This is a genomic window from Nisaea sp. (assembly GCF_039990255.1).
Taxonomy (GTDB): Bacteria; Pseudomonadota; Alphaproteobacteria; order Thalassobaculales; family Thalassobaculaceae; genus Nisaea.
The window spans coordinates 1-9,507 of record NZ_JBDXGG010000005.1 but is presented as its reverse complement, the minus strand read 5'-3'; the positions used below and the strand labels follow the sequence as shown (position 1 = coordinate 9,507).

The following is a 9,507-nucleotide window of genomic DNA, read 5'->3' as shown; positions in this document are numbered from 1 at the left end:
GTTCGTTTCAGTATTAATGTTAATTATTTTTCATTTATATTTTCTATATTATTTTTCATTTAAGTTTGAAAAAGGAAAACGTTTAGGTAGGTCGTACAGAGAAAGAATGATTTTCTTTACTTTTGATATGCCAAGAAATTTAAAAATTGCACAAGCATTTATTTTGTTTTTTTTGGGGTGTCTTTTTTTGTTTATGCTTTTAGGGAGTGGTGTCAGTGACTCGTCCAACTGTCGCTTTTGTTATAGGAGTTGAAGGCGGGTTGCTGCTCTCGGCTCAGGGCGAGTTTTTCGTCGCTGTCGATCACACGGGGGAGATGAGGGCATTTCAAGTAATTGGAGCCGGCGCGGGGATCGGAGCCAGCGCGAATGGTGGATTCTTAGTCTTTCCTACCGTCATCGATCACGAAACTGGACTAGAAGCTCCCCCAACTCTGGACCAATTGGAAGGGTGGAGTGTCGAGGCGGGATTCGATATGCCCGGCGCAGGGATAGAGATTGAAGTCGGTGCTAATGATGGGGAAAACCCTATCGGTGCAGGATTGATGACAAGTGGTGGTGCAGGTGCTTATGCTTTTATAAACCGCACATACAGCATCAGCTGGGATGAATTTTGGGAAGGACTTCAGGATCTTCCCGACGCCGTTAAGAGACAGATTCAAAACGGTATCGATTCTCTACCTCAAGGTCCGGATCCTAACCCGAATATTGCAGACAGGGTTCTTACATTAGAAGACCTTTTCCCGAGAGTTGATTTACCGAGAGAAACAATTTCACCCCACCCGCCCAGCGAAGAAACTCCGCCGTGGTATGGAGGAGTGAGAAATGGCGATCCGGTTACCCCGCCGCTTCCTATCCCGCGACCCAGTTTTGATCCGAATCCGGACGACTATGACTACGATTCCGACTACCCGACCACAGGTGGTGTCAGCACAGATGATGACAATCCCGACGACGAGATCACTGACGACGGGTATTCGCGCCCTCAGGATGGCGAGAATACGATTGAGGGCAATGACACTCAATTCGGAGAAGGAAGTGGCGAAGGGGACGATACCATCAGCGGCGGCGACGGCAATGACACGCAGGATGGCGGCCTAGACCCGAATGTCGGTCCGGTAATCGATGGTGCGGTCGGCGTCGCGACGACCCTGATCGCGCAGAATGTCAACTTCGATAACGAGTATGTGGACTTGGCGGTCGACGCGGCGATCAAGGCGGCAGGTATTCCGGTTGGCGCCGTGGTCAAGGGCCTCACCATTTCGGGGGCGGAAGTCCCCGATGCGTCGGCTTTGCTCCAGAATTTCGGTGTCGCGCTTGTTTCGTCCATAGGTTCTTCTGCCGGAAGCTACGTCGGAGGCCGGGTCGGAGAAGAAGTCGCTGGCGATCTCGGGGCTGCCGTCGGGTCAATTACAGGGCGGGCTGCCGGACAGACACTGGCCAACAGCCTGATGGGCGCGCCTACAGCCTCCCTGAATGCCGCAACCGGCGTGGACATCATCTCTGCGTTGGCGCGATTGGCGACGGCCGAACTGACGGAAGCGGCTGGCGTCAGTCCGGCCGGGCAGAACATTCTTCCGGCAATTGCGGGTACCGCGACCACAGTCTTTGTTACCCAAGCTCTTGTGACCGCAGGTTACCTGGCGGCCAATCCGCTTACCGTTCCGCTTGCTGTCGCAGCGCTCGCTGCCGCTGCAGTAGTGCAAATTACAGCCGACGATCCCGAAGCTGCCGTTGATCTCCGGTTCAATGAAGATGGAAAACTGGAGGTCGTTGGAACCTCTGTTGACGACGGTGGTCCGATCGAAGCCGTGATTCAGCTCGCGGAAGCTGCCGCCGCAACAATCAACCGTACCATTGAACAATCGAATGGGACGCTGACCGACGAGCACCTCTATGAGATGAGGATCTCGTTCGATGACGAGTTCAAAAGCACAGTTATCCGCCACGACGATTTCTTTGATGAGCTGGAATATGTCGCTCAGTCAGAGCTCGTCGGCGATGAGGCGACGGACTACCCGAATGGATATTTCGTACGCGCAGGAGAGGTGCAGAAGAACCCTGATTTCGACGCAGAAAACTCTCCAACAGGCACGCCTCAAATCATCCCGGTCAAATATTTTCTGGTCGATCCAGATACGGACCAGCGCGTTTCCGGCGCCGAAAACCTGGAGACGGCCGAAGACGACGGCCTGCAGATCTACAAGGAACAGTTCGGCGTTGTTGGCGAGCACTATGACGAATTTGTATATGGCTGGCAGTTCCTGCGTAGTAGCCAGACCCTTCGCCAGGATGACGATACGGAGCCGTTCCAGGTCGCTGACAGCCTGACCATGGGCGTGCTCAAGAATATCGGCATCGAGAACGGCGACCCCTTCCTTCAGCGGGCTCTTGAGAGTGTCAGTCCGTCAATTTCCATGGGCGGGTTTCTGGCCGAGATCGCGACAGTTCAGCTCTATCAAAATTATCTACTGAATCAACAGGAGATCGACGAACTCATTCAGAACGATCCGACCAACATCGACGCCATCCGCTGGCAGGATGCCATCAATCACGCGACGGCTCCCGCTGCGGCGGGCGGGTTGGACCTTGGAGAAATTCCCATTGCAGAAGCTTTGGGGTGGTGGATCGAGCTGGCAAATCGGCGCCCGGAACGCGATTCAGACGAAGATTTGCCGCTGTCCGTTGTCACTGGATCGCTTATAGCCGAAGCCCTTGCCGGGTCCGACGAGCGCAGCATTGTCTACGGAAACCAGGGTGATGACATCCTCTATGGAGATGATCCGGGAACCAATAAAGGCGCGGCCGATACTCTGTATGGGGGGCAAGGTAACGACCTCGTCTACGGGAACCAGGGTGATGACGACCTTTATGGAAACCTCGGTGATGATACGCTCTACGGCGGAGACGGGCTCGATATCGTCTATGGCAATCAGGGCAACGACCTGGTCGTCGGAAACGACGGTTGGGACACCCTTTATGGCGGTTCCGGCGACGATATCGTTTATGGCAATCAAGGCCGTGACGACGTCTTCGGTAATGATGGAAACGATACCGTTTATGGCGGTATCGATGGGGACTGGGTCGACGGTGTTGCCGGTGACGATGTGGTTTATGGAGGTATCGGGTCCGATACGGTCTTTGGTGGTGCGGGAGACGACGCCGTTTATGGCGGTGCCGACGATGACGACGTGTCCGGCGGAGACGGGAACGACGCGTTGTTCGGCGGGAGTCAGAACGATCACGTCGCGGGAAATCAAGGCGACGACACACTCTCAGGAGAAGAAGGCGATGACACCCTGAAAGGGGGTGCCGGAGCGGACAGTATCGATGGCGGGGACGGAGAGGATATTGTTTCTTATGTCGGGAGCGATGGAGCTGTCTGGGTCAATCTTGACGAGCAGTCAGTTAGCGGCGGAGATGCCAGCGGGGATTCGATCGCCGGAATCGAGGGCGCGATTGGGTCCGAGTATGATGACTGGCTGGTTGGGAGTGGTGTAGCCAATACCATAAACGGCGGTGCAGGCAATGATCTCGTCTACACTCGTGGAGGCGCTGATCTGATTTATGGTGGCGCAGGCGACGATACAGTCGATGCTGGCTTTATAGCTGAGGATCCCTCGCTTGATGACGGTGCATCTGACACTGTCTACGGTGGCGCTGGAAACGATCTTGTCTATGGCGGAGATGGCGCCGACACGCTCTATGGCAACGAGGGCGAGGATGTTGTCAGCGGCGGCGACGGCGGTGACGCAATCTATGGCGGCCAGGACAATGACTCGGTCTTCGGCGACGACGGAGATGACACGCTTGAAGGCAATCTCGGCAGCGATCTGGTCGGAGGCGGTAACGGCAACGATCTGGTTTATGGCAATGCTGGTGACGATTCTCTAAACGGAAATGACGGGGACGATACGCTCTTCGGCGGGGCGGACCAGGATCTGGTCGGCGGCGACGGGGGGAACGACCAGATCCACGGCAATGATGGCCTGGATACGCTTGATGGCGGTGCCGGCAATGATGTCGTTTATGGCAACAGGCACAACGATGTTCTGCATGGTCAGGATGGAGACGATACGCTTTATGGCGGCCAGGATCAGGATCTGGTCATTGGCGGCGTCGGTGACGACGTGGTCTACGGCAATTTCGGTCATGACACGCTTTCCGGCGGCGATGGTGCTGACCTGGTGTATGGCGGCCAGCATGCGGATTCCCTCGATGGTGGAGCCGGGGATGACACCGTCTATGGCGGCACCGGGAACGATACGGTGCAGGGCGGGCTCGGGAATGACACGCTCGACGGTGGCGACGGTGTCGACCGGGCGAGCTATCAATATTCATCGCAGGGAGTGCATGCTGGCCTCGGGCTGCAAGCAGGCGGTGCGCCGGGTGATTCAGACCTCTTATTGCACTTCGAGGAACTGGAGGGATCGGAGCATAACGACTCGCTCGAGGGCAGTGATAATAACGACCTTGTAATCGGTGGAGGTGGCGCCGATTCCGTTGTTGGACATGGAGGCCTCGATACGCTCTCCGGTGGCGAGGGCGCGGATGTGGTCCTGGGTGGCTTCGGCGCCGACGTGATTTACGGCAACCAGGGGGATGACGAACTCCATGGGGGCTATGCGGATAGTGGGACCAATCCAGCGCACGAGGATGTTTCCTCCGACAGCATGTTCGGTGGTCAGGGCAATGACGTTGTCTATGGCAATCAGGGCGACGATTGGCTGCATGGAAACAAGGGCAATGACGTGCTCTACGGCGGGCAGCAGGACGATTTGCTGCTTGGCCATGATGGCGCGGATACGCTTCTTGGTGGCAAGGGGCTGAACGTTATGGATGGCGGTAACGGCGCTGACGTCTACCGCATCCAGGGGGGGGCCTCACTCGGCAATGCCTCGATCTTCGACAGCGGCACCTCCGACAGTGGCACCGACGTGCTGGAATTTGTCGGCCTCAACCGCAATGACGTGGTCATGGTGAATGACGGCAGCACCATGCATATCTATGTGCAGGGCGGCGGGTATGTTCAAGTGTGGGGCAATACTATCGAGGAGATCCGTTTCCTCGACGCTGACGGCAATGATCTTGGTGCTTCGCATGCTCTGATTAACGGCCAGCTTCCAAACATTGGGACCTATCTGGCCGGTGATGAGGGCGCAGCGACAGGGGACAGCACAACCGGCACGCATCTTACTACCGGCAACGACAGCTGGAGTGGCACCAGCGGGATCGATCTCGTTTACGGCGGTGAAGGAAGCGACACAATCCATGCGCTTGGCGGCGACGATGATGTCTATGGCGGCCAGGGCAACGATTATATCTATCTCGGCAACGGTAATGACCAAGCCTATACCGGCTTCGGTAACGACACGATTGAGGCGGGCGCGGGCGACGACCATGTCTTCGGTCGGGACGGTGACGATCTTGCGCTCGGTCAGGACGGCAATGACACGCTGTCGGGTGGCAGTGGCAATGATTCCCTGTCTGGCGAAGCAGGCAACGACACGCTGCTGGGTGAAGGCGGTAATGACATCCTGAACGGCGGTCTGGGTGACGACCTGATTGTAATCCAGAATGGCGGCGGCAACGATACGGTTTTCGACTGGAGCAATACCAATCCATCCGGCGTCCTGACCGATTACGACATCGTTCAATTCGACGGTCATTTCTCCGACTACACCATCACTGTGAGCGGTGACGGCAACAGTCTGATCGTGTCCAAGGCTGGGATGCAGACTGTAATACAGGGCTATGAGATCGAGCAGCTCTACTTCGTCGACGATGCTGCTGTGCAGGCACTCGCGGTGATGGGGGCGCCGGCTCTAACGTTGCAGGCGGCTTCGGTCACGACGACTTCGAGTGTTTCACTGTTGTCCGAGCCTTCCAGTACACCTCAGATATCGCTGATGTCGCAGAACTCCTCTGGAAGTCAATTTAGTGATGAAGCGGCCAATTGGCTCAGTCAGTCAGAAGTCACCGGATTTTCGAACTACTACAATTTTCTTGGCCATAGTGTTGGGAAGTTCCAGGAAGATCTGAAAGACCATATTCTTGGCAATCAGCTGATCAGTGTCGGTTTTGGCGCGCAAATCGGGAACAGTCTGGTTGCGTCTCCCGGCGGGGCAGATCAGTACCTGGAGTTCGACGATGCCGAGCGCATAGATGCATCTGCGGCTTCGATCTCCGGCGGTACCGGCAATGACACGATTTTCGGCGGCGAGGGCATTGCCAATATCGTCGCCGGGGCTGGGAACGATTTCGTTGAGGCGGGGGGGGCTGCGGATACGCTTGACGGCGGCGACGGTGCCGACACGCTGGATGGTGGCGCTGGCGACGATAGTCTGCTCGGCGGTACGGGCGATGACGTTCTGGTCGCCGGTGGCGGCGCGGACACGTTGGACGGTGGTGACGGCGCTGATACGCTCGACGGTGGCAGCCATGACGATGTCATGAATGGTGGAGTCGGTGACGACAACCTGCTTGGCGGTGGTGGTGCGGATACACTCAACGGCGGTGATGGTGTTGACGGGGTCGATTACAGCCAGTCGGAAGAGGGCGTGCAGGTTGATCTTGCCGCCGGTACCGGAGCCGGGGGTGATGCTGACAGCGATGTGCTCGCGAATATCGAAAACGTCACCGGTTCCGCACACGGCGATGTCCTGACCGGAGACAATGGTGCTAACGCACTTTCCGGTGGGGCCGGGGCTGACACTCTGGTCGGTGGCGGCGGGGTGGATGTTCTTGACGGTGGCGCTGGCGTTGACGTGGCGGATTTCGTCGCGGCGGTCAACGGGGTGCTTGTGGATCTCGCGGTCGGAACCTCGTCGGACGGCGCGACGCTTTCCGGTATTGAGAATGTGCATGGTGGGGCTGGTGCCGACACTTTGAACGGCGATGCCGGGGAAAACGCTCTTTCGGGCAACGGCGGCTCCGATGTCCTTGACGGCGATGCAGGCAACGACTCTCTTGATGGCGGCGCGGGAGACGACACGCTCAACGGTGGAAGCGGTGTAAACACGCTGGCGGGCGGAAGTGGAGCGGATCTGTTCGAAATCTCCTCCAGCGGCGGCGGGTCGAACACGATCTCGGACTTCAATGATGTCTCCGGAGACCGAATTCGTCTTTCGGCAGGAAGTGATGTTGATGAGACAGCGGCTGTGGTCCAGGCCCTGCAAGGCCAATCCCTTTCAGGCGACGATGCCTATTTTTCCTATGGTGGAGGAAGCCACACGGTCTCTGGTTTGACGCGCGCCCTGACCTATCTCGATTTCGGCCTCTCCAGTTTCACTATTTCGCCTGTCAGCGCTTCCGTCAGCGAAACCAATGGCGTGGCTTCGTACCAGATTTATCGGACTGGCGATCTGTCGCGGGATGCCAGCGTTGAGCTGGATTTCAGCGGCAGCACGGCGGTTGCAGGGGTGAACTACGACGAACCGCCGGTCAAGGTTCTCAACTTCGGCAAGGGAGAGCGCACGAAAACCATTGAGGTCAACCTGCGGGTAAATGCACAGACATCCGGTTCGGACGCGATGCTTTCGGTTGCGTTGATCAATGCTGTGCTCGGCATTGTTGAGGGCGCACCCGCGACAACGACTATCATTGATGATGACGATCTGTTGCTAAAAGGTACGGACAACGACGATCTTCTGACGGGAGACATTGGTGACGATACGCTCGTTGGGTATGGAGGGGATGACACACTCCTAGGCCTTGCGGGCGAAGACGAACTCTATGGTGGTGCCGGGAACGACAGCCTTGAGGGCGGCGACGGGAACGATACGCTTGTCGGCGGTTCCGGTGCGGACACACTGATCGGCGGCGCGGGCCGCGATTATGCGTCTTACGAGGATGAAAGCTCTGGTGTGTCCGTTGATTTATCGACAGGGACTGGTGGCGGAGCCGCGGCCGGAGACAGTCTCTCCGGGATAGAGGCTGTTCGCGGAGGAGACGGTGACGACACGCTCACTGGCGATGCGAATGCGAACACCCTGTCGGGGGCGGCCGGAGATGACAGTCTGGACGGTGGAGCAGAGAATGACTCGATCGTTGGCGGTGACGGTAACGACACAATTCTCGGGAGTGACGGTAGCGATACCATCGTCGGCGGCAATGGCATTGATGTGGTCGACTACTCGCAGTCAGATTCCTCCGTGGCAGTTGATCTCAGTTCCGGGTTTGGTTTTGGCGGTGATGCAACTGGCGACCTGATCTCGGAAACGGAAGTCGTTATAGGATCAGCACAAAATGACGCTTTACTTGGTGGGCATGCTGACGAGACCTTATCCGGGGGAGCCGGGAATGATTACCTAGACGGAGGCGCCGGCGACGACTTTTTTGAGGGCGGAGATGGTGCAGATATTGTTCTTGGAGGCGACGGTGCCGATACCGTCATAGGTGGAGCTGGGGGCGACACGCTTTCGGGGCAAGCGGGCGAAGATTCCTTGCTCGGTGGGGATGAGAATGATTGGGTCGATGGCGGTGCTGGCAACGATGTAGTTCTGGGCGAAGCTGGCGACGACACCCTTTTCGGTGGAAGTGGCGACGACACTCTCTCTGGGGGCGTCGGCAATGATCTCGTCCACGGAGGAGTGGGTAACGATTCAATATCCGGTGGCGATGGCGCAGACACGCTTTATGGCAACAGCGGTGATGATCTGGCTTTTGGTGGGATTGGTAGTGATTCAATTGTTGTTGGTGCCGGCGATGATACGGTCAGTGCCGGCGGCGGCGATGACACCGTTTATGGCGGCGCAGGCAGCGATGTTCTCGACGGCGGCGACGGAAACGATCTTTTCTATAGCGATGCCGATGACACGCTCTATGGCGGGGCGGGAAGCGACACTGCTGTTGTCAGCGAGATCGGGGACTTTGACAGATTCCATGACATCGATGAAATTCAGCTTGAAGACGGAACCGTCTTGCAGATCGGAACAGCAGGTAATGACACCTTTGTCGGTACAGCCGGTAAGGATGCTTATGCTGCCGGTGATGGGGACGATAATCTTGATGGTGCTGCAGGTGATGATGTCCTGATCGGCGGGGCGGGTAATGATACGATTTATGGCGGAGCCGGCGCGGATACTTTGTCGGGTGGTGACGGTAATGATGTCTTCTACGACGACGGGGAGGACGTAATTTACGGCGGAGATGGCGATGACACAATTTTTGTCGACGAGGTCTCCGATTTTTCTCGATATGTCGATATTGAACATGTGGAAGTCTCTGACGGAACGACGGTCGTCTTAGGTACAGAAGACGACGATTTGATTGTCGGATCTGCAGCCGACGAAGTCATTGCGGCTCTGGGTGGCAATGACAGTGTGACTGGCGGCGGCGGTCACGACACGCTCTATGGCGGTTCTGGTAACGACTGGTTGGTTGGCGGTTCGGATGCAGATCTGATCTCTGGCGGCGCCGGCAACGACTATGTTGGCGGCTCGTGGGGCAACAACACGCTGGTTGGCGGTGCCGGTGACGACACGGTGATCGGCCATACCGACAACGACA

2 protein-coding genes are annotated in these 9,507 nt (G+C 57.1%); both read left to right on the top strand.

All coding sequences use genetic code 11. The features are described from left to right. On the top strand, positions 1 to 253 hold a 253-nt coding region (locus ABJ076_RS04105), incomplete at its 5' end, for a hypothetical protein (RefSeq protein ID WP_348198806.1). A 562-nt stretch (positions 254 to 815) separates the two neighbouring features. Continuing rightward, positions 816 to 9,507: calcium-binding protein (locus ABJ076_RS04100; protein WP_348202635.1), on the top strand; the 8,692-nt coding region annotated here is incomplete at its 3' end.